The sequence below is a fragment of the Aliihoeflea aestuarii genome (assembly GCF_024105665.1).
In the GTDB taxonomy this organism is placed as follows: Bacteria; Pseudomonadota; Alphaproteobacteria; order Rhizobiales; family Rhizobiaceae; genus Aliihoeflea; species Aliihoeflea aestuarii.
On sequence record NZ_JAAAMK010000001.1, the window covers coordinates 320,315 to 341,322 of the forward strand.

The window sequence follows — 21,008 nt, forward strand, 5'->3', positions numbered from 1 at the left end:
CTCACCCCTCGACGATGAAGACGTGCAGCGCGCGCGGGCCATGTGCGCCGAGCAGCATCTTCTGCTCGATGTCGCCTGAGCGCGACGGGCCGGTGATCATGTTCAAGGTTCGCGGCATCACACCCTTGCCGAACCTGTCGCGGATATTGGCGAGCACCGTTTCGAGATCGCCCGCCACATCCTTCGCATCGACCACGACGAGATGATGTTCGGGCAGGAAGTTCACCGTCGTCGGATTGTCCGGTCCCGAATGCAGCACCAGCGTTCCAGTCTCGGCGATCGCTCCGAATGCGTGGCTCAGTCCCGCTTCGTCGCTCCCGTCTGAGGGACCGTCACGCACTTCGAGCGCCGGCTGGCTGGACCAGTGCGAGCCGCGAAGGCGTGGATCGCCGCCCATGCGTATCGAGGCCGGCAGGTTCTTGGACCGCAGATAGGAGGCCACCGCCGCCGGCAGATCGGCATGCGAGGCAAGACGTTCGGTCGTGGAGAAGACCTTTGCAGCCTGTGCCTCGAACAGAGCGACACGCTCGGCATCGGCCAGTTGTCCACGCGCCGGGATGAGACCGCGCGGGGCACTGCGAAGTCTTTCGTCCACGGCTGTCTTTCGGTCTCCCGCGCCCGCGTTCAACGATGCACGCACCTTGTTCAGGATCGCCTCGCGCCCGCTCATGAAGATACCTCCTGCTTGAGCGCTTCTCGCTGCGCCCATTGCTGCATGAAGGTGCGCCCTTCAGGTGCCGGCAGCTCGCGATATTTCGTCCAGCCGCCCGCAAAGGGCAGCCAGGAGAAGCGCCGTTTGGCGCCACCCAACATGGAAAGCGCCGGAATGCCGAACGAGGCGAAGAACCGGTAGAGACGCGGTCGTCTTGCGAAAAACGCCCAGCTTTTCAAACCATAGCGTGCGACGGCAGGGTTCAGGCCACGTTCGAACTCGCGCTCGCGCCAGTGTCGCATCATCTTCGGCAGCGGGATGCGCATCGGGCAGACGCTTTCGCAGCGCCCGCAAAAGGTCGACGCGTTGGGCAGGTGGCCGCCCTTGTCGACGCCGATCAGCGACGGCGTCAGCACCGCGCCCATCGGGCCGGGATAGACCCAGCCATACGCATGGCCGCCGACCGCGTGATAGACCGGGCAGTGGTTCATGCAGGCGCCGCAGCGGATGCAGCGCAGCATCTCCTGAAACTCGGTGCCGAGCATGGAGGAGCGGCCATTGTCGAGCAGGACGACATGGTATTCGTCCGGCCCATCGGGATCGCTTTCGCGGCGCCCACCCGTCGAAACCGTCGTGTAGACGCTCATCTCCTGCCCCGTGGCCGAGCGCGCCAGAAGGCGAAGGATTTGCGCTGCGTCTTCGAGGGTCGGCACGACCTTTTCGATCGAGGCGATGACGACATGGACGCGCGGCAGGATCTGCGTCAGGTCGCCATTGCCCTCATTCGTGACGATGATCGAAGAGCCTGTCTCCGCGACGAGGAAGTTCGCGCCGGTGATGCCGAGATCGGCCTTGAAATATTCGGCACGAAGGACCGCGCGCGCCTCCGTCAAAAGCTTCTCATGCTCGACCAATTTGCGGTCTGCCGGCAGATGCGTATGGACGCGGCGGAAATCTGCCTCGATCTGCTCCTTGTTCAGATGCACGGCCGGCGCGATGATGTGGCTGGGGTGTTCGCCGCGAAGCTGGATGATGTATTCGCCAAGATCGGTCTCGACCGGGCGCACGCCCGCTTCTTCAAGCGCATCGTTCAGCGCGATCTCCTCCGAGATCATCGACTTGCCCTTGGTGACCGTTTTCACGCCGCGCGTCTTGCACAGATCGAGGATGATATTGCGCGCATCCTCGGCCGTCTGCGCCCAATGAACGTGTCCGCCAGCTTTCTTGACCTGCTCCTCGTAGGCTTCGAGGTAAAGGTCGAGATGGGCGAGCGTGTGGTCCTTGATCGCCTTGCCGTTGTCGCGCAATGCGTCGAATTCGGGCAGCGCATCGACGGCCTTCGTGCGCTTGTCGATGAAGCCGGCGCGTACATTGCCCAGAGCCTTCTGGAGTTGCGCATCCGACAACGCCTGGACGGAGTTCTTCTTGAAGGAAGGAGAGGTGATCTGCATTACAATTTCCCTCCGACCGGCGGCTGATCGGTCATTCCCGCGAGAACTTCGGCAACATGGCGCACCTCGATTGCCGAGCCTTCGCGCTGCAGCTTGCCAGCCATGTTCATCAGGCAGCCGAGATCGCCCGCCAAAAGCATATCAGCGCCCGCGACCTCGATATTCGACGTCTTCTTCGTCACGATCGCGTTGGAGATGTCCGAATATTTGACGCAGAACGTGCCGCCGAAACCGCAGCACACATCCGCCTCTTCCATCTCGGCGATCTTCAGCCCTTCGACGCTTTGCAAGAGCTTGCGCGGCTGGTCGCGAATGCCGAGCTCACGCAGGCCCGAGCAGGAATCGTGGTAGGTGGCGGTCGCGGAGAGTTTCGCGTCGACGCCCTGGATGCGCAATTCGTCGGCGAGGAAAGAGACGAGTTCGTGGACCTTCTTCGAGAACTCGCCAGCGCGGCTTTCCCAAACCGCATCGCCCGTGAACAGCGCCGGATAGTGCTTCTTGAGCATCGACGCGCAGGAGCCGGACGGGGCGACGACGTAGTCGAATTCCTCGAACGCGGCGATGGTCGCTTTCGCGATCTCGCGCGTATCGTCCCGGTCGCCGGAATTATAGGCCGGCTGCCCGCAGCAGGTCTGGGCGGCAGGCACATCGACGCTGCATCCCGCGTCTTCCATGAGCTTGACGGCAGCAAAGCCGACGCTCGGCCGGAAAAGATCGACGAGGCAGGTGACGAACAGCCCGACATGCGGACGCGTTTTTACTTGGTGTTGCAAAGTGGTTCCCGAAACATTCAACTGGCCGGCACGATAAGCTGCGGGCCTCCTTTTTCAATAGGCCAGTTGGGCGCACGCGGTTATAAGGCGAGACGGAGGACCTGCAATGACCGGATTGACCATGCCCGCGCCCGACGCGGCAACGATGTCGCGCCGTGCCGAAATCGTCGCGGACATGCGCATCATCGTGCCGGGCGAAGGCGTGGTCGAGGCCGAACATGCCATGCGCGCCTTCGAAAGCGACGGGCTGACCGCGTACCGCCAGTTGCCGCTGGTCGTCGTGCTTCCGGAGACGACCGCACAGGTCTCGCGCATTCTCAAATATTGCAGCGAGCGCAACATCCGCGTCGTGCCGCGCGGCTCGGGCACCTCACTTTCGGGCGGCGCGCTGCCGCTGGAAGACGCCGTGCTTCTCGTCATGAGCCGGTTCAACCGCATTCTCGATATCGACTATGCCAACCGAACGGTCGTTGCGCAGCCGGGCGTGACCAATCTCGGCATCACCAAGGCCGTGGAGGCCGAAGGCTTCTACTACGCGCCCGACCCATCCTCGCAGATCGCCTGCTCGATCGGCGGCAATGTCGCGGAAAATTCCGGCGGTGTGCACTGCCTCAAATACGGGCTGACGTCCAACAACGTGCTGGGCATCGAAATGGTGCTGATCGACGGTGAGGTGATTCGGCTCGGCGGCAAGCATCTCGATTCGGAAAGCTACGATCTTCTCGGTCTGATGACTGGATCGGAAGGGCTGCTCGGCGTCGTCACCGAAGTCACGGTGCGCATATTGCAGAAGCCGGAAGCCGCGCGCGCTTTGCTGATCGGCTTCCCCACCTCCGAACAGGGCGGTCAATGCGTTGCCGACATCATCGGCGCGGGCATCATCCCCGGCGGCATGGAAATGATGGACCGACCCGCGATCCATGCGGCCGAAGCCTTCGTCCATGCAGGCTATCCCATGGATGTCGAGGCGCTGCTGATCGTCGAACTCGACGGGCCGATGGCCGAGATCGACCATCTGATCGGCGAGGTGGAGCGACTTGCCGCGCAAAACGGTTCGACCACCTGCCGCATTTCGCAATCGGACGAGGAGCGCGCGATTTTCTGGGCCGGGCGCAAGGCCGCCTTCCCGGCCGTCGGGCGCATCTCGCCGGACTATTACTGCATGGACGGCACGATCCCGCGCAAGGAATTGCCGACGGTTCTTGCCCGCATGCGCGAACTGTCCGAGCAATACGGGCTCGGCGTCGCCAACGTCTTCCATGCGGGCGACGGCAATCTGCATCCGCTGATCCTCTACGACGCGAACAAGCAAGGTCAGCTCGAAAAAGCCGAAGCCTTCGGCGCGGACATTTTACGGCTGTGCGTCGAGGTCGGCGGCGTCCTGACCGGTGAACACGGCGTCGGCGTCGAAAAACGCGATTTGATGCCCGAAATGTTCACCGAGATTGATCTGAACCAGCAAATCCGCGTCAAATGCGCGTTCGACCCCGACCATCTGCTGAACCCCGGCAAGGTATTTCCGCAACTTCACCGCTGCGCCGAACTCGGCCGCATGCACATCCATCGCGGGCAAGTGCCGTTTCCAGACATTCCGAGATTTTGAGCATGTTGTTCAAGCGCGCGATGCTGGACCGAATCGAGAAGGGCGAGGTCACGCTCGCCTTTCGTCGCTGGAAACGGCCGACAGTCCAAGCCGAAGGGCGGTTGCGTACAGCAATCGGAGTGCTACGCATCGGCAAGGTCGAGCGAATCGACGATGAAGCTATTGATGCAAAGGACGCCGTTTCTGCGGGATTTGCCGATCAAGACGCCGCCCGCATCTCGCTCGCAAACCACGGCGGCGACATCTACCGGGTAGAGATAATCGGTATCGAGCCCGACGCGCGCGTGACGCTGCGCGAAAATGTGAATCCCGAAGAGGCCGAGTTGACGATGATCCGGACGTTTCTGGAAGGCCCGAACGGCACGGCGCGATATCTACGCATACTCGAGGCCGTCGGGAAGGATGCCGCCCGCCCCGCCGGCGAGATCGCTTCACGACTCGGACTGGAAAAGGAAACGTTCAAACGCGATGTTCGCAAGCTGAAAGAACTGGGCCTCACCGAAAGCCTCGATGTCGGTTACAGGCTGTCGCCTCGGGGACAGGCTGCTCTGCGCGATCGAAAGCAGAAAACATGACCACTTTCACCCCCGCCTCCGCCGCCGAAGTGCTCGACGCCGTTTCATGGGCCGTATCCGAAGAAACGCCGCTCGAAATCCTCGGTCATGGTTCCAAACGCGATATCGGACGGCCGGCGCAGACGGAGCATGCGATCGATATGTCCGGGCTGGCGGGCGTGACGCTTTATGAGCCGGAAGAGCTGGTGTTGTCGGCGCGCGCAGGGACGCCGCTCGCCGAGATCGAGGCTCTGTTGAAGGAGCATCGGCAGGAACTTGCGTTTGAGCCGATGGATTACGGCCCGTTACTTGGCGGCGAAGAAGGACGAGGGACGATCGGGGGAACGCTCGCGGCAAACCTTTCGGGTCCGCGAAGGCTGAAGTCCGGGGCGGCGCGCGACCATATTCTCGGCATCCATGCCGTTTCGGGGCGCGGGGAAGCGTTCAAATCCGGCGGGCGTGTCGTCAAGAACGTGACGGGCTACGATCTTTCCAAGGGAATGGCCGGTTCGTGGGGCACGCTTGCCGTGCTGACCGACGTGACGTTCAAGGTGCTGCCGGCAGCCGAGACGGAAAAGACGTTCGTCCTGCGCGGCCTGGACGATGGTCCCGCCGCTTTCGCGATGGCGGCGGCGATGGGTTCGAGCGCCGAGATTTCCTCTGCCGCGCATCTGCCGCGGAGCGTGACCGGACGCGTGCTGGATGGTGCGTTGAAAGGCGGGGCCTCGACGCTTCTGCGCCTCGAAGGCTTCGGTCCATCGGTCGAATACAGGCTTCGGACGCTGACGGGCCTGCTTGCCTCGCAAGGCGAGACGGAAGTTCTGGACGAGGCCCAATCGCGTCAGGTCTGGCGTGAAATCCGCGATTGCAAACCCTATGCGGACGGGACGCAGCGGCCCGTCTGGCGCATCTCCATGACGCCGTCCGAGGCTTACAAAATGGTGGCCGAGCTTCGCCTTCATGCAGGCGTCGACGTCTTCTATGACTGGCAAGGCGGTCTCGTCTGGGCGCGGATGGAAGCCGAGCCCCAGGCCGAGGGTATTCGCGCTTTGATCGCGCATTTCGGCGGCGGCCATGCGACGCTGGTGCGAGCACCGGCGAGCTACCGGGCGTCAGGCGCGGTCTTCCAGCCACAGCCGCCGGCGCTCGGCGCGCTGTCGCGCCGGCTCAAAGAGCAGTTCGATCCTGCCGGCATTCTCAATCCGGGACGGATGAACTGATGCAGACTTCCTTCTCCCTCGCCCAGCTTGCCGATCCGCATGTCGCCGAATCGGAAAAGATCCTGCGCACCTGCGTCCATTGCGGGTTCTGCACCGCGACCTGTCCAACCTATGTCACGCTCGGCAATGAACTCGACAGTCCGCGCGGGCGCATCTATCTGATCAAGGACATGCTGGAGAACGACCGTCCGGCAGACGATACGGTCGTCACCCATATCGACCGGTGCCTGTCCTGCCTGTCGTGCATGACGACCTGCCCGTCGGGCGTCCATTACATGCATCTGGTCGATCATGCCCGCGCGCATATCGAGAAGACCTACCGGAGGCCGTTTCTCGATCGCATGGTCCGTTCGCTGCTGGCGGCCACCCTGCCCTATCCGAACCGGATGCGTGCGAGCCTGAAGCTTGCCGGGTTCGGGCGCGCGTTTTCGAGTGTGTTCCGTTCGGTGCCGGGCCTGAAGCCGCTCGCCGCCATGCTCGACCTCGCGCCCAAATCGGTGCCTACCGCTTCGCCCGTTTCGAAACCGGGCACGCATGATGCGCAAGGGGAGCGTAAAGGCCGTGTCGCCCTCCTGACAGGTTGCGCGCAATCTGTTCTCGACCCCGGCATCAACGAGGCGACGGTGCGACTTTTGAACCGTCTCGGCGTCGAGGTCGTGGTGCCGCAGGGCGAAGGCTGTTGCGGCGCGCTCGTCCACCACATGGGCCGCGAAGACGACGCGCTCGATGCCGCGCGGCGCAATGTCGATGTGTGGGCGCGGCAGATCGAGAACGGCGGGCTCGACGCCATCGTCATCACGGCGTCCGGCTGCGGCACGACGATCAAGGATTACGGCTTCATGCTACGGCTCGATCCGGCCTATGCGCAAAAGGCGGCGCGCGTTTCAGAACTCGCCAAGGACGTGACCGAATATCTCGCCACGCTCGATCTGCCTGCGCCCGCGATCCAGCCCCATCTCACCGTTGCCTATCATTCGGCCTGCTCGATGCAGCACGGTCAGAAGATCGTGCGTCAGCCGAAGGAGTTGCTGAAGGCCGCCGGCTTTGCCGTGCGCGAGCCGCTCGAAGGGCATTTGTGCTGCGGTTCGGCCGGCACGTACAACATTCTCCAGCCGGAGATTTCCAGCCGCCTGCGAGAGCGCAAGGTCAGGAACATCGAGGCGACCGGCGCCGATATCGTCGCGACCGGAAATATCGGCTGCATGACGCAGATCGCGTCGGGCTCCGCTCTGCCGGTCGTGCACACTGTCGCGTTGCTCGACTGGGCGTATGGCGGGCCGAAGCCCGCCTCCCTGACCTAACAGATCAGTCCATCCGGACGCCGGCCGCTTCGATCACCGGGCCCCAGCGCTCGACCTCGGAGCGGACATGTTCGCCCAACGGCCCGGCGCCCTCCGCCACGATGATCGCACCGGTGTCCTCGAGACGCTGCTGGACGGCGGGATCGCCGACCGCGGCCAGCGCTGCAGCTTCCAGGATATCGAGGACCTCTTGCGGCGTACCCGCGGGCGCGAAAAGCGCGTTCCATGAATTCGTCTCATAGCCCGGCACCCCTGCCTCCTCCATCGTCGGCAGATCCGGAAAATTGCCGGCGCGCGTCGTCGTCGTGACGGCCAGCGCCCGCAACTGACCGGCGCGGATCGGCTCCGTCGCGGAGGGCAGATTGTCGAAGATGATCGGCACCTGACCGCCGATGACGTCGATGAGCGCCGGACCCGATCCCTGATAGGGGATGTGCTCCATTTGGACATCGGCAAGCGTCTTGAAGAGTTCGCCGGAAAGATGGAGGGGCGTGCCGTTGCCGGATGAGGCATAAACGTAGCCCTCGGGGTCTTCCTTCAGGAGCGCGATCAGCTCTTCGACTGTCTGGGCAGGGAAGTCCGCATTCACGGCGAGCACGTTCGGCACGGTTACGAGCCAGGCGATCGGCGCGAAGTCCTCGATCGGGTCGAATGGCGGGCTCGCGTAGAGCGACGCCGAGAGCGCATGGGTCGCGATCGTGCCCATCAGGATCGTGTAGCCGTCGGGATTGGCCTGAGCGACCGCCGTCGCGCCGAGCGTGCCGCCCGCGCCCGCGCGATTCTCGACGATGACCTGCTGACCAAGTTCCTCAGCCATGCGCTGGGCGACGATGCGCCCGACAAGGTCGGTGGAGCCTCCGGCCGCGAAGGGCACGACGAGTGTGATCGGTTGCTCCGGGAAAGCGGTTTGCGCGCTTGCCGGCAAAAGTCCGGAAATGAGAACGCTGAATGCAGCGATTGCTTTCATGAGAAGCCTGTTCAACGCGTGTCCTCCTGTCGCGCCCATCTCCGCCCGCGCGCGACAAGCTACACTACCGTTGGGGAAACCGACATCGATTTCTAGCCCGCCAGCCTGCGCCGCCATAGGACGAACGGGATCGACACCGCATACATCGTCACGCCGTAGAGCCCCGAGGGCAGGCTGAAGGGCGGTAGCGCCATGACGCGCTCCACGATCAGCGAACCGATCGCGATGCCGAGCGTGGCGTTCTGGATGCCGGCCTCGATCGAAATGGCCGTCGCCTGTTCCTGCGGCAGACGGAACAAGTGCGCCAGCCCAAGTCCGGCAAACAGCAGAATGACGTTCAAGACCACCAGAAGCGGGCCGAGCAGCGCGAGATTTGCGGTCAAAAGCGACCAATTGGCGGCGATCGCGCCGACGACGATGACGACGAACAGGACAAGGGCAAGACGATCAAGCACCGGCTCGATCCGGGCCGCAACCCCAGGGGCGAGGCCGCGTATCGTCATGCCGATGGCGACCGGCACGGCCGTGATGGCGAACATGGTAAGCCCGAGCGCCCGCACGTCGATGCGCGGCGCGTCCAGCCCCATGAAATGTTCCGCGCTGAACGCCACCAGCAAGGGGACAGTCACGACCGCGATCAGGCTCGTCGCGCCGGTCATCGCAATCGCCAAAGCGAGATCGCCGCGCGCAAGCTTGGTCAGGATGTTGGAACTCGGCCCGCCGGGACAAAAGCTCAGGATCATGATGCCCAGCGCAAGCTCGCCCGAAAAGCCGAACGTGGCGATGAGCACATAGGCGACGACCGGAATCAGCAGGAGTTGGCACGACACGCCGATCACGAAGGCTTTGGGCTTCGTCAATACGCGCCTGAAGTCAGCCAGCGTCAGGACGAGGCCGAGCGACAGCATGATCGTGCCGAGCGCGAGCGGAAGAAATATTGTTATCAGGCTGTCCATGTCGGCTCCCCCCCAGGTCCGGTTCGGGGGAATTCCGGCACGTCGTTCAAGATCGAAGGGCAGCGCGACGCCAGGTCGCGCTGCCCTTCGTGCGATGGGGCGTTGCCGTCCCCCACCGCTGCGGCCGTTTGCCCCCCGGCACGACCGCCATTCCCCTCTCCGGGAATCTCGTGATCAACTTCTAGCTGACGACTACCCTTGTACCAATCTTCACGCGTTCGTAAAGGTCCGTGACATCCTCGTTACGCATTCGGATGCAACCCGACGACACGGCATGGCCGATCGTGGAGGGCTGGTTGGTACCGTGGATGCGGTAGAGCGTGGAGCCGAGATAAAGGGCGCGCGCGCCGAGCGGATTCGCCGGGCCGCCCGCCATATGGACGGGCAGGATGACGCCCTTCCTGCGCTCGCGCTCGATCATCGACGCGGGCGGGTGCCAGTCCGGCCACTCTGCCTTGCGCGTGATCGTCTCCGAGCCTTTCCACGAAAAGCCCTCGCGTCCGACGCCGACACCATAGCGCCGCGCCATGCCGCCTTCCTCGACGAGATAGAGAAACTTCGCGCTCGTATCGATGACGATGGTGCCCGGCTTGTGCGGTCCATTATAGCTGACCTGCTGCGGCAGGAATTTCGGATCGATGCCCGCCGCAATGCTTTGCGGCGCGGCCGGGACGGGCACCACTGCCGACACGGACTGAACCGAAACGGACGCCGGCATCGGCCGTGCGCGCACGACGGGCGACGGGGCGACGGCGATGCGGGCGCTGGGCACGACGCGTTGCTGCACGACCCGTTCGCGGATGGGAGCGCCCTGCGGCGCACGCTGCAACTGCATCACCCACGGAGCGGACAGGTCCGGGCTGACGACCAGCGGCGGACGCTCGCCGTAGCGATCTTGCGCATGGGCGGTCGTCGCCATAAGAGCCGCGATGAGCGCCGCTCCCAAAAGTTTCCTCGACATTGCCATGGACGATCCCTCTCGTGATGACGGGTCATTCTCGAGGGTTCATTGTCAGCAGCGATGCCAAGCGAAGTATGAATCGGCTTTCATAAAGTGTCGATCTTCGTCTAAAGCTGTTGCTGTGGTTATCAGCGCGTTCATTTCATTGGTAAATCCGTGATTAAAAAGGCTTGCATCGAATGACGGAGCAGACGGGACTGATCGAAGGCGACGATGGAAAGCTGCGCTGCGCCTGGCATGGCAATCTGCCGGACTATCTCGCCTATCACGATGCCGAATGGGGCCGTCCCGTGGTGAGCGACACACGGCTGTTCGAGAAGCTGTGTCTCGAAGGCTTCCAGTCAGGCCTGTCCTGGCTGACGATCCTTCGCAAACGCGAGAATTTCCGCGAGGCGTTCGACGGCTTCGATTTCCGCATTCTTGCCACCCGCTCCGAAAGCGAGAGCGAGCGACATCTGACCAATACCGGCATCATCCGCCATCGCGGCAAGATCGCATCGGTCTATAACAATGCGCGCCGCGCGGTAGAACTTGCCCACGAGCACGGCTCGCTCGCGGCGTTCTTCTGGTCGTTCGAGCCGCAACCGCACGAGCGGCCCGCGACCTTCGATTTCGCTGCGCTGCGCGCAAATCCCAAGACGGAGATTTCGACGCGCATCTCCAAAATCCTGAAGAAAAAGGGCTGGTCGTTCGTCGGGCCAACCACCGTCTACGCTTTCATGCAGGCGATGGGCCTCGTCAACGATCATATCGAGGGCTGCTTCTGCCGCCCGGAAATCGAACGTGAGCGGGAACGATTGGCACGTCCCGTTACGCAGATTTAATGCAGCGGAAAGCACGCCGTAATGTTCGCTTCGTCATGTTGCCTGTCAGGGACACATCACGAGGACATCATCCATGAAACGAACCGTCGCGCTCATTCTCATCGGCAGCTTCGCAGCTTCCACCGCCGCTTTCGCGCAGGCCGCCAACGAGGCGGACAAACCGGCCCGTGAAGGCCCGCGCCACCAACTCCGGCAGGAAATCCGCGCCGGCAACCTCGATCAGGCGCGCTTTGCCGAAATCATGACCGAACGCGCTGAAACCCGCTTCGACCGGCTCGATGCGGATGGCGACGGCATGATCTCGCGCGAGGAATTCCTCGCCGCAATGGAAAACCGCGTCGAACGCCAGTTCGCGCGCATGGATCGCAACGAGGACGGCAGGATCACCCGCGAGGACCGTCCGTTCCGCGGCGGCTGGCGCGGTGAGCGCGGTGAGCGCACCGAACGCGCCGCGCCTGCCGAACAATCGGGCGACGAGGCTCCGGCGGAATAATACTCAAGGCGATGGCGCGGGCTTGACCGCGCCATCGCCGCTCGTGCATCTCCTTCGCCCATGCGCGCGAACTACAAGATGCAACGGCTTTTCGTGACGGATGCGCTTTCGGTCGATGCCGAAATCGCCCTCCCTACCCAGCAAAGCCATTACCTTTCCAATGTCCTTCGCATGCGTGAGGGCGGCGAAGTGCTCGTCTTCAATGGACGCGACGGCGAGTGGCTGGCGGTCGTCAACGAAGTCGCCAGAAAAAGCGTGCGACTTTCCCTGCGCGAACAGACCCGGCCGCAGCCGACCACTCCCGACCTTCTCTATTGCTTCGCGCCGATCAAGGCGGGCCGGCTCGATTATATGGTGCAAAAGGCCGTCGAGATGGGCGCCGGCATGCTCCAGCCCGTCATCACGCAGCACACGCAGGTTCCCAGGATCGGCATCGACCGGCTTCAGGCGAATGCGCTGGAAGCGGCTGAGCAATGCGGCATCCTTGCAGTACCGCAGGTTCGCGAGGCGGTGAAGCTCGACCGGCTGCTCGCGGACTGGGACGAAAGCCGCGCGCTGATCTTTTGCGACGAAAGCGCGGCCGGCGACAATCCGGTCAGCGCGCTGGCTCCCTTGAAAGGCCGCAAGCTGGCCCTGATCGTCGGCCCGGAAGGCGGATTTTCTGACGCCGAGCGCAAGCAGCTTCGCGCCTTGCCATTCGTCACCGCCATTCCGCTCGGTCCCCGCATCCTGCGTGCGGACACGGCGGCAGTCGCCGCGCTTGCCGTCATTCAGGCAACGATCGGGGATTGGTAGCTTGTTGAGGCATCGACTTGGCATCGTGCGACGAGGCATGGATTTCTGTGACAAGCACAGAAATGACGGTGGAGAGGTTTGCGGCTACTAAACCGACGACTGTCATTGGCTGACCGTTGATGCCGTCACCTCTGTGCTCGTCACAGAGGTCCATGCCTCGATCTTTCAACCATGGAATCCGCCGACGAAGATGCGTTGATACGACGGTCAGGATTTTTCGCTTGATCGCGCAGCGCTTTTGCGGGCAACAAGCGCGCAGATTCTTGCCGACCGGCTCCGGAGACTTCTCATGGCACGCGACACAACCGATTTCCGGCCGATCGAATGGAAATCGGAACTGATCGACTACCTCGCCGCCGGCTCGAAGCCGAAATCCGACTGGCGCATCGGCACCGAGCACGAGAAGTTCCCGTTCTATGTCGATGGCCACGCGCCGGTGCCCTATGGCGGCGAGCGCGGCATCCGTGCGCTGCTCGAGGGCATGCAAAAGACGCTCGGCTGGGACCCGATCATCGATGCGGGTCACATCATCGGCCTCGTCGAGCCGACCGGACAGGGTGCGATCAGCCTTGAGCCGGGAGGCCAGTTCGAGCTTTCCGGCGCGCCCGTCGAGACGATCCACCAGACCTGCCGCGAAGGCAACGCGCATCTGGCGCAGCTTCGCCAGATCGCCGAGCCGCTCGGCATCCGCTTTCTCGGCCTCGGCGGCAGCCCGAAATGGACGCTGGCCGAAACCCCGCGCATGCCCAAATCGCGCTACGACATCATGACCGCCTATATGCCGAAGGTCGGCTCCCAGGGCCTCGACATGATGTACCGCACCTGTACCATCCAGGTGAATCTCGACTTCTCGTCGGAAGCGGACATGCGGCGCAAGATGCAGGTGTCGCTCAAGCTCCAGCCGCTTTCGACCGCGCTCTTCGCCAATTCGCCCTTCACCGAGGGCCGCACGAACGGCCTGCAAAGCTGGCGCGGCGATATCTGGCGCGACACGGACAACCAACGCTCCGGCATGCTGGAACTGTGCTTTTCGGAAGATTTCGGCTTCGCCGACTATGTCGAATGGGCGCTCGACGTTCCGATGTATTTCCTGATCCGCGAAGGCCGCTATTTCGACGTCACGCACGTCACTTTCCGTCAGTTCATGGAAGGTGCGCTGCGCAACGAGATTCCCGACGGCCTGCCGACGATGGGCGACTGGGCGAACCATCTGTCGACGCTGTTTCCAGACGTGCGGCTGAAGCGTTTTCTCGAAATGCGCGGAGCGGACGGCGGACCGTGGCGGCGCATCTGCGCATTGCCCGCCTTCTGGGTCGGACTGCTTTACGACGAGGCAGCGCTCGATGCAGCCGAAGCGCTCACGCGTGATTGGACCTTCGCCGAGGCGCTGGCACAGCGCGATGCCGTTCCAGCCCAGGGGCTCGCAACGCCGTTCCGCAATCACACGCTGCGCGAGATCGGACGCGAAGTCCTCGACATTTCCCGTATGGGACTTGCCAATCGCGGCTTGAAGAACCGCGAAGGCTACGACGAAACCGGCTTCCTCGCGCCGCTCGACGAAGTTATCGCGCGCGGGACGACGAGCGCCGAGGAAATGGTGCGCGCCTACAACACGCGCTGGGGCGGATCGATCGAGCCGGCATTTCTCGAATACGCCTATTAGCAAATTCTCATGTTGATGATCGCGGTGCGGCCTCTATCGGGCCACATTGAGTCGGCGTTCTGGCACGCGTGAATCGCTCGCGCATGGAGAAAACGCCCTTGAACATCATCGCCAGACTGTCGCCTTCGATGGCATTCGCCGCCTTCGCCATTCCGGCAGGAGCGGCCGAGCCGCCCGCCTCGATCACCGCCGTGGTCGACAGCGAGATCGAGGCGATCATGCGCGCGCATGACATTCCCGGCATGGCGGTCGCGGTGACGGTCGGCGGGCAGTCCTATATTTTCAACTATGGCACGGCGGAACGCGGCGAAAGCCGAAGCGTGGACGACGATACGCTGTTTGAGATCGGCTCGGTCAGCAAGGTCATCACCGCAACGCTCGTCGGCTACGCCGTCGAGCGCGGCAATATCTCACTGACGGACACGCCCGCAAAATACATGCCCGAACTCACCGGCACGCCGGTCGACAACGCCACCATCCTGCATCTGGGCACCTATACGGCCGGCGGGTTTCCGCTTCAATTCCCCGACACGGTGACGGACGAGGCGAGCATGGTCGCCTATTATCGCGACTGGCAGCCTGACGGCGAACCCGGAGCGATCCGGCGCTATTCCAATCCGAGCCTGGGCCTGTTCGGTCATCTTGCGGCGCTGTCGATGGGCAAGCCTTATGGCGAGTTGATCGAAGGTGAAATCTTTCCGGGTCTCGGCATGGCGGCGAGCCATGTTCACGTTCCCGAAGCGCGGATGGCCGATTATTCCTGGGGTCATTCCAGTTCGGGTAACAAGGTACGCGTCAATCCCGGCGTTCTCGACGGCGAAGCTTATGGCGTAAAGACCACAGCCTCCGACCTCATCCGCTTCGTCGAAGCGAACATCCGGCCCGACGACCTCGAAGGCGACATGCAGCGCGCGGTCGAAGCCACGCAGGTCGCGTATTTCCGCTCCGGCGACCTCGTTCAAGGTCTCGGTTGGGAGCAATATCCATACCCAGCGCCGCTAGAACAGCTTCTGTCCGGCAACTCGACCGAGATGGCGCGCGAACCGCATCCGGCAACAGTGATCGAACCGGCTGAACGCCCCTCCGCGCCGACGCTGTTCAACAAGACCGGCTCGACCGGCGGATTCGGCGCCTATGTGGCTTTCGTTCCGGACGAGGAGATCGGCGTGGTCATGCTCGCCAACCGCTTCTATCCGAACGCCGCACGCATAGAGGCGGCGCATGCGATACTGGAAGTCTTGTCGGACGCGAAGTAATCGTTGGTCGGCTGGCCCTTGCCGCGCGCGGTCCTTGCGATACTCTTGCAAGGATCGCCGCATTTCGGGAGGATAGGATGCTGCCGCTCTACGACATGATGATGAAGGTGCAGAACGGACGCGTTGCCGAACTTCTCGCGCGGCAGGTCAATTTGACCCGCCAGCAAGGCGAACTCGCGCTCGAAGCGCTTCTGCCCGCATTTTCCGAAGCGTTGAAGCGCAACACGGCCGACCCGTTTGGTTTCTCGCAATTCATGGGCGCGATGGGCGGCGGGCAATACGCCAAATATTTCGAGGACGCGGCCCGTGCCTTCACGCCCGAGGGCGTGGCGGCCGGCAACGACGTTCTGGGCCAGCTGTTCGGTTCCAAGGAACTGTCGCGCGCGGTGGCGGCCCAGGCCGCGCAGGCGACGGGGATCGCGCAGGAAGCCTATCGCCAGATCATGCCGTCGCTCGCCGCCATGATGATGGGCGGCTTCTTCAAGCAGGCGACAGGGCAGATGCCGGGGGCCGGTTCCAACCCGTTTCTGGACGCCTTCCAAAAGATGGCGCCGCAGGCCGACAACGGCGCAAATCCTTTCGATGCCTATGCGAGGATGATGCAGGACATGTTCGCCCCGAAGGCGCAGGAAAAGCCGAAGGCCGTGCCCGATCCCTTCGCCGGCAACCCGTTCATGAAGATGTTCGAGGACATGATGCAGATGACGCCGCCGGCGCGCCCGGATGAGCCGACGGCCAAACAGGAGCCGACGCCTTTTCCGTTCGAGAATTTCTTCGGCGAGATGTTCGAGACGGGCCGCAAGCAGCAGGAAGATTACCAGAAGACCATGACGAAACTCGTCGACGACTTCTTCGCGAACGCCAGGCCGCGGCAATAAAAAAGCCCGGCCTCGCGAGAGACCGGGCAAAATGCAGGCGGCCGGGAGGGAACCGGCGGCGTGGGAGCGCCTGCGTGGTGGAACGTCAGCAGACGCGCCGGGCCATCCGTTCTTCGGCGCGCCGCTGCGACAACGCGCTCAGCGTCGCGGTCGGATCGGCGGACATGCTCGCCAGCTTCGCTTCGAAGAGATCGGATCGCATGAGGCCGATATCGGCCAGTTGGTGATCCGAAAGCTCGTTCAGACTACCCAGATGGCGTCGATTGAGCATCGCGCGCAGAACTGCCTTGAGCCCGTTCGCCACGCGCGACGCCACATCCGTGCGCGACGGGGCGGCACCGGCATATGTCGTGGTGTGATCGAGGGCGGTCATGGCAGGTCTCCTTTTCGATGGATGCGATGCGATCGGCTCCACAGTCTGGTTGAGGCGCGCGTCTTCCCGCGCGGGCGCACCACCAAAAAGAGGTGCCGCCCGCCGAAAAGCCGGCATGTGGGAACGGTCGAAGATGCGCTGCTTCGATTGATTAGTCGAACGAATGTTTCTAATATTTAGCATCAATGATCATGATGGATTGATCCCATGGCAGCGGCACCGCTCGATCTCGACCAGTTGCATACCTTCATCACAATCGCCGATATGGGCTCGTTCACGCGCGCGGCGGAAGAGGTTCACCGCACGCAGTCGGCGGTTTCCATGCAGATGCGCCGGCTCGAAGAGCGGGTCGGCAAGCAGCTTTTCGCCAAGGACGGACGCACGAACCGCCTCACGGAGGATGGCGAGCGGCTGCTGTCCTATGCCCGCCGCCTGATCCGGCTCAACCGCGAAACGCTCGCCGCTTTCGACGACGCGTCGCTCGAAGGTCACATCCGCATCGGCACGCCGGACGATTACGCAGACCGTTTCCTGCCGGAGATCATGGCGCGGTTTCTGCGATCCAATCCGCGCGTGGAATTGTCGGTGACCTGCGAGCCGACCGCCAATCTGGTCGAGCAGATCAAGCGCGGACAGCTCGATATCGCGCTCATCACCCATGACGACGCACGCGGTTCCGAAGTCGTGCGGCGCGAGCCGCTTTTGTGGGTCGGCTCGATGAACCACGAAGTACACCAGGAAGAAGTGCTGCCGCTTGCGCTCGGCCGCCCGAGCTGCCTTTGGCGGCGCACGGCCTGCGACATGCTCGACGCGATGAACCGCGACTATCGCATCATCTTCACAAGTTGGTCGGCGACCGTCATCATGTCGGCCGTCCTTTCGGGGCTCGCCGTCTCGGTCCTGCCGGAATGCGCCTTGCGGCCCGGCATGCGGATCCTCGGCGAATCCGACGGGTTCGGCGCGCTGCCGGATTGCCGGATCGGCATTTTGCGCGGTCATTCCAGCCAGCCGCAGATCGTGGACGCGCTGGCGCGCCACATTTCCGAAAGTCTCGACAACATCTCCGTCGTGCCGCCGGCGACCGACGAGGCCGGGCATTTCGACTTTGCCGGCATCGCCTACGGGCGCGCCAAGCGGCTTCGGCCGGGCCAGATGCTTCCCGGTTGGTAGGGCGGCGGGCTGGTAAGCTACGCGCCAACGTTTTACGAGTCCGGCATGTCTGATCCTGCGACCTCCGATTCGCGCACCAATGCGAGCGAATATTCCGTCTCCGAGATTTCCGGCGCGCTGAAGCGCGTCGTCGAGGATACGTTCGGAAATGTGCGCGTGCGCGGCGAAATCTCCGGCTATCGCGGCCCGCACTCGTCGGGCCATGCGTATTTCTCGCTCAAGGACGATCGCGCCCGCATCGAGGCGGTGGTCTGGAAGGGGACGTTCACGAAGCTCAAGTTCCGGCCCGAAGAGGGCATGGAAGTCATCGCCTCCGGCAAGCTCACCACCTATCCCGGATCGTCGAAATACCAGATCGTCATCGACAATATCGAGCCGGCCGGCGCCGGCGCGCTGATGGCGCTTCTGGAGGAGCGCAAGCGCAGGCTTGCCACCGAGGGATTGTTCGAAAGCGCGCGCAAGCGGCCCCTTCCCTTCATGCCCCGCACGATCGGCGTCATCACCTCGCCGACCGGAGCCGTGATCCGCGACATCATCCACCGCATTGCCGACCGGTTCCCCGTGCATGTCATCGTCTGGCCGGTTCGCGTCCAGGGCGACACCACGGGCGCGGAAGTCTCGAGCGCGGTCGCCGGCTTCAATGCGCTGCCGGACGGCATCGCGCGTCCCGATCTCCTGATCGTCGCGCGCGGCGGCGGCAGTCTGGAAGATTTGTGGGGCTTCAATGACGAGGCGGTAGTGCGCGCCGTCGCAGCTTCGCAAATCCCCATCATCTCCGCCGTCGGCCACGAGACCGACTGGACGCTGATCGATCTCGTCGCGGACCGCCGCGCGCCAACGCCGACGGGCGCCGCCGAGATGGCCGTGCCCGTGAAGGCGGATCTGGAAGCTGCCGTCGCGCGGTTTTCGGCGCGGCTCAAGGGAGCCGTCTCGCGCAGCACGCAAAGGAAACGCGACGGACTGCGCGCGACCGCCCGCGCGCTGCCATCGGCGGATATGCTTCTTGCTCTTCCGCGCCGACGTTTCGACGAGGCGGCAAGCCGGCTGCAACGCGCGCTCGTCGCGAGCACCGAGGCGAAGAAGCTGCGCCTGCGCGGCCTGCGCCTGTCGCCGGCCGTGCTATCGCGACGACTGACGGACGCGAAGGCCCGCAGCGAGCGCGCGGCGGCACGGTTGCCGAACTGCTTCGAGGCGATGGTCGCCAACCGGCGCAACCGTCTGGCGCGCGATGCGATGCGCGTGACGCCGTCTGCCCTGCTGCGCCGGCTCGAAGCGGCGGGTCAAAGGGCCGACAGTCTCGGACAGCGACAGCGGCAGTCGATCGACCGGGCAATCGAAAGGCGGCGCCAGCGCTTCGAGCAGGCGGCGCGGCTCGCCGGTTCACTCTCCTATACGAAAATCCTGGAACGCGGCTTTGCGGTCGTGCTCGACAGCGAAGCCAAACTCGTAAAGCGCGCTCTGGAGGTATCTGCCGGCGATGCCGTATCGATCCGTTTTGCCGATGGTGATGTTGCCGCCATCACGGCAGGGGATGCGCCGGTACGGCCAAAGGCCAAGACGAAGCCTTCCGGTCCCGCCGGACAAGGCTCGCTTTTCTAGAGAAACGGATCACTCGCCCGGTTGGGCGGAAGAAAACTCATCCTGATCGCAAGGCTGGCCCGTGCGGAACTGTTCGGACAGGCAAGCGCCCCGATCAAAGCCACCCCCGGCAGTCGTCACAGCACGCGCCATTCCGCCCGCGCCACATGCCTGCAATGAAACAGCCGCAATCGCTATCGCTGCAATGGTTCGCAATGGAAGGGATATGGTCATTCGCCCATCTGAACGCATTCGAATCTCTTGCGCAAGACGTCGTGCTGTGTGGGCGGCATGCGAGTTCATTGGAAGTACAGGATCAAGGCGAGTCCCATTAGCCCTGCGACGATGACAATGCCGAAAAGCCATTTGCCGCTTTGACCTCGCGGACGCTGCTTGGGATACTCGCTCCGCATCGTCGCCCTCTCTTTGAGTGTACCTTAGACGCAATCACCCGCAATGCAATTGCGACACTCAAAGCGAAGACCGACCGAGTTTGTCGACGAGCGGGAGGGGCGAACCGATGTTCAAGAGAGAATGGTACGGTTGGCTGGGGTTGAACCAGCGACCTCCGGATCCACAATCCGGCGCTCTAACCAGCTGAGCTACAACCGCACGACCGACTGGTTGGGCTGCCTATTACGGGCATTCAGCCGCGATTTCAAGCGGGAATGGCACGGTGCGGCAGGAAAAACCCCTGTCGGAACGGCAACTGCTCGGCTCCATGGGATGCGATCCCTTGGAAGCAAAAGGCCGAGCGAGAAAGCCCGGCCTTCGTTCGAGCCCGCCGGGAGGACGGCAGGTCAGGCGCCCGGCGAAAGGGAGAAGGTTTCGCCAGGGCATAGACACTCGCCCGTCAGGCGGCCTCGAGGTCCTTGATGGACTTTTCGAAAGCGCTCTTCATGGGCTTGATGACGTCTTCGGTCGCCTTCGTCGAAGTCGCCTGGAAATCCTTGGCCTGCTCGATGGCGAGCTCCATCGACTTGCGCACGAAAGCCGTCTGCAATTCGAAGATTTCGGAGATGGACTTCGCCTTAACCAGCGCTTCGAAATGCGCGAAGCTCAGCTCGCTATTGGCGCGCAGGGCCGAAATCGACTTCAGCGACAATTCGCTGCCGGCCTGCTTGGCCGTTTCGAAGGTCGTCTCCAGCGATTGCTGGGTGTGTTCGGCATGCGACTTGATCTTGTCATAGGCCTGCCGGGATTGTTCGAGTCCGTTTTCCGCGAATGCGCGGAACTGGTCCGTTGCCTTGCTGGCGTCAAACGCGGCAGTGTCGATAATTTCGGCGGTCTGGGTGGCGGCGGTCTTGCTCATTGAACGTCCCTTTTCAGGTTTGGCGCGGCCCTTCCGTCGCTATCGACCGCGATCTTCGGGAACTATAGCCATTTTTTTGTGCAATGCAATATGAACGCGTGCAACGCGTCATGACCTGCCCGAGGATTAACCACATCTCCAATCGAAGCGGCTCACCACTGCCCCCAAGGTGGACGCGGAGCCGAAGCGCTTTTATTAACGAAGGGTTAAATGACAGGACACTGCTTG

The 21,008-nt window shown here is 63.2% G+C and carries 20 protein-coding genes and 1 tRNA gene; 12 read left to right on the forward strand and 9 right to left on the reverse strand.

Features of this window, described 5'->3' with window-relative positions:
• Position 1: 1 nt before the first annotated feature.
• Genes GTW25_RS01560 through GTW25_RS01570 form a run of 3 tightly spaced genes read right to left on the reverse strand, consistent with a single transcriptional unit; the run spans position 2 to position 2,876 of the window.
• Positions 2–670, reverse strand: a complete 669-nt coding sequence (locus tag GTW25_RS01560; RefSeq protein WP_252910226.1) for a LutC/YkgG family protein — start codon at positions 668–670, stop codon at positions 2–4.
• On the reverse strand, positions 667–2,103 hold the full coding sequence (locus GTW25_RS01565) for a LutB/LldF family L-lactate oxidation iron-sulfur protein (RefSeq protein ID WP_252910227.1): 1,437 nt from the start codon (positions 2,101–2,103) through the stop codon (positions 667–669). Before GTW25_RS01565 ends, GTW25_RS01560 begins: the two co-directional genes overlap by 4 nt.
• Positions 2,103–2,876 carry a (Fe-S)-binding protein gene (locus GTW25_RS01570; protein WP_252910228.1) on the reverse strand — a complete coding sequence of 258 codons (774 nt, stop codon included), beginning with the start codon at positions 2,874–2,876 and terminating at the stop codon, positions 2,103–2,105. The genes GTW25_RS01565 and GTW25_RS01570 overlap by 1 nt, the downstream gene beginning before the upstream one ends.
• A 106-nt stretch (positions 2,877–2,982) precedes the next feature.
• On the opposite strand from GTW25_RS01570, the gene GTW25_RS01575 reads away from it, so the two are divergent.
• Genes GTW25_RS01575 through glcF form a run of 4 tightly spaced genes read left to right on the forward strand, consistent with a single transcriptional unit; the run spans position 2,983 to position 7,554 of the window.
• The gene (locus GTW25_RS01575; protein WP_252910229.1) at positions 2,983–4,479 is read left to right on the forward strand and encodes an FAD-linked oxidase C-terminal domain-containing protein; all 1,497 of its coding nucleotides are present in this window, start codon (positions 2,983–2,985) and stop codon (positions 4,477–4,479) included.
• A 2-nt stretch (positions 4,480–4,481) separates the two neighbouring features.
• A complete protein-coding gene (locus GTW25_RS01580) occupies positions 4,482–5,054 on the forward strand; it encodes a winged helix-turn-helix domain-containing protein (RefSeq protein ID WP_252910230.1) in 573 nt (190 codons plus the stop codon).
• Complete coding sequence (glcE, locus tag GTW25_RS01585) at positions 5,051–6,253, forward strand: glycolate oxidase subunit GlcE (RefSeq protein ID WP_252910231.1); 1,203 nt, start codon at positions 5,051–5,053, stop codon at positions 6,251–6,253. Before GTW25_RS01580 ends, glcE begins: the two co-directional genes overlap by 4 nt.
• Positions 6,253–7,554 carry a glycolate oxidase subunit GlcF gene (glcF, locus tag GTW25_RS01590; RefSeq protein WP_252910232.1) on the forward strand — a complete coding sequence of 434 codons (1,302 nt, stop codon included), beginning with the start codon at positions 6,253–6,255 and terminating at the stop codon, positions 7,552–7,554. Before glcE ends, glcF begins: the two co-directional genes overlap by 1 nt.
• 4 nt (positions 7,555–7,558) lie before the next feature.
• On the opposite strand, the gene GTW25_RS01595 is transcribed toward glcF, so the two are convergent.
• From GTW25_RS01595 to GTW25_RS01605, 3 genes are all read right to left on the reverse strand, one after another.
• Positions 7,559–8,521: a Bug family tripartite tricarboxylate transporter substrate binding protein gene (locus GTW25_RS01595; protein ID WP_252910668.1), complete on the reverse strand. Its 963-nt coding sequence runs from the start codon at positions 8,519–8,521 to the stop codon at positions 7,559–7,561.
• 92 nt (positions 8,522–8,613) lie between these two features.
• Positions 8,614–9,477 (reverse strand): bile acid:sodium symporter family protein, encoded by an 864-nt coding sequence (locus tag GTW25_RS01600; protein WP_252910233.1) that lies wholly within the window; start codon positions 9,475–9,477, stop codon positions 8,614–8,616.
• Between the two features lie 181 nt (positions 9,478–9,658).
• Positions 9,659–10,438: a L,D-transpeptidase gene (locus GTW25_RS01605; protein ID WP_252910234.1), complete on the reverse strand. Its 780-nt coding sequence runs from the start codon at positions 10,436–10,438 to the stop codon at positions 9,659–9,661.
• Positions 10,439–10,617: 179 nt separating this feature from the next.
• On the opposite strand from GTW25_RS01605, the gene GTW25_RS01610 reads away from it, so the two are divergent.
• The 6 genes from GTW25_RS01610 (at position 10,618) to GTW25_RS01635 (ending at position 16,347) form a co-directional block, all read left to right on the forward strand.
• Complete coding sequence (locus GTW25_RS01610; protein WP_252910235.1) at positions 10,618–11,262, forward strand: DNA-3-methyladenine glycosylase I; 645 nt, start codon at positions 10,618–10,620, stop codon at positions 11,260–11,262.
• A gap of 73 nt (positions 11,263–11,335) precedes the next feature.
• A complete protein-coding gene (locus GTW25_RS01615; RefSeq protein WP_252910236.1) occupies positions 11,336–11,755 on the forward strand; it encodes an EF-hand domain-containing protein in 420 nt (139 codons plus the stop codon).
• Positions 11,756–11,815: 60 nt separating this feature from the next.
• On the forward strand, positions 11,816–12,550 hold the full coding sequence (locus tag GTW25_RS01620; protein ID WP_252910237.1) for a 16S rRNA (uracil(1498)-N(3))-methyltransferase: 735 nt from the start codon (positions 11,816–11,818) through the stop codon (positions 12,548–12,550).
• 289 nt (positions 12,551–12,839) lie between these two features.
• Positions 12,840–14,213 carry a glutamate--cysteine ligase gene (locus tag GTW25_RS01625; protein WP_252910238.1) on the forward strand — a complete coding sequence of 458 codons (1,374 nt, stop codon included), beginning with the start codon at positions 12,840–12,842 and terminating at the stop codon, positions 14,211–14,213.
• Positions 14,214–14,341: 128 nt separating this feature from the next.
• Complete coding sequence (gene ampC / locus GTW25_RS01630) at positions 14,342–15,469, forward strand: class C beta-lactamase (RefSeq protein WP_372493046.1); 1,128 nt, start codon at positions 14,342–14,344, stop codon at positions 15,467–15,469.
• 77 nt (positions 15,470–15,546) lie between these two features.
• Positions 15,547–16,347, forward strand: a complete 801-nt coding sequence (locus tag GTW25_RS01635; protein ID WP_252910240.1) for a DUF937 domain-containing protein — start codon at positions 15,547–15,549, stop codon at positions 16,345–16,347.
• An 85-nt stretch (positions 16,348–16,432) separates the two neighbouring features.
• On the opposite strand, the gene GTW25_RS01640 is transcribed toward GTW25_RS01635, so the two are convergent.
• Positions 16,433–16,720: a DUF1127 domain-containing protein gene (locus tag GTW25_RS01640; protein ID WP_252910241.1), complete on the reverse strand. Its 288-nt coding sequence runs from the start codon at positions 16,718–16,720 to the stop codon at positions 16,433–16,435.
• Positions 16,721–16,927: 207 nt separating this feature from the next.
• Here GTW25_RS01640 and GTW25_RS01645 point away from each other — a divergent pair, with 207 nt between their 5' ends.
• Entirely contained in the window at positions 16,928–17,890 is a 963-nt protein-coding gene (locus tag GTW25_RS01645) for a LysR substrate-binding domain-containing protein (RefSeq protein WP_252910242.1), read from the forward strand.
• Positions 17,891–17,935: 45 nt separating this feature from the next.
• Positions 17,936–19,489 (forward strand): exodeoxyribonuclease VII large subunit, encoded by a 1,554-nt coding sequence (gene xseA / locus GTW25_RS01650; protein WP_252910243.1) that lies wholly within the window; start codon positions 17,936–17,938, stop codon positions 19,487–19,489.
• A 514-nt stretch (positions 19,490–20,003) separates the two neighbouring features.
• Here xseA and GTW25_RS01655 read toward each other — a convergent pair.
• Both GTW25_RS01655 and GTW25_RS01660 read right to left on the reverse strand, forming a co-directional pair.
• Positions 20,004–20,080, reverse strand: a tRNA-His gene (locus tag GTW25_RS01655).
• A 241-nt stretch (positions 20,081–20,321) separates the two neighbouring features.
• Entirely contained in the window at positions 20,322–20,780 is a 459-nt protein-coding gene (locus tag GTW25_RS01660; protein WP_252910244.1) for a phasin, read from the reverse strand.
• Positions 20,781–21,008: the final 228 nt, after the last annotated feature.